General features: G+C 55.9%; 1 protein-coding gene. It reads right to left on the reverse strand.

Features of this window, described 5'->3' with window-relative positions:
* Window positions 1–55: 55 nt before the first annotated feature.
* On the reverse strand, window positions 56–535 hold a 480-nt coding region (locus tag B7449_RS17695), incomplete at its 5' end, for a transposase (protein ID WP_048883967.1).

Below are 535 nucleotides of genomic sequence, written 5' to 3' on the forward strand. Positions count from 1 at the left end.
TAGCAGCCTGTCGGGTTGGGCATTTTGCGGCTGATAACGCCGAGGCTGACCCGGCTTATGCTGCCTGAAGCCGTGCCATTCTTTTGCAGTTGTATGCGAGAGCGACGAGGGTCCATTCAGTCGTGACTTTTGCAAGGCCACGCAGACTGAATCTTCTGAAGCCCATGATGCTTTTGATAATTCCAAAGACCGGTTCAACGGTCTGTTTTCGTAGTCTGTAAATATTTCCGGCTTTTGTGGTTTCCAGTTTTTTCTTCATGGCAAGCCGCCAGGGTTCGGTGATCCGGCGTGGTTCCCTGTTTTCAGGAGGTGGTCGGAAGTCATAAGGCCTGCGGGCACAGGGCCGTCCGATGGCGACCAGCGGATCAATGCCTTTTTTCCGCAGGTCCCGGACCGCCTGCCCGCTGGCGTAACCGGTGTCGGCAAGCACTGTCTTTGGGAGACCGATCGTGTTTTCCATCGACAGCACGGTGCTGGCAAAGGATGGCGCGTCCGCTGACGTGGCGACAACGTCGGTTGTCACGATCAACTGACT

It is taken from the genome of Komagataeibacter intermedius TF2 (assembly GCF_000964425.1).
Taxonomy (GTDB): domain Bacteria; phylum Pseudomonadota; class Alphaproteobacteria; order Acetobacterales; family Acetobacteraceae; genus Komagataeibacter; species Komagataeibacter intermedius.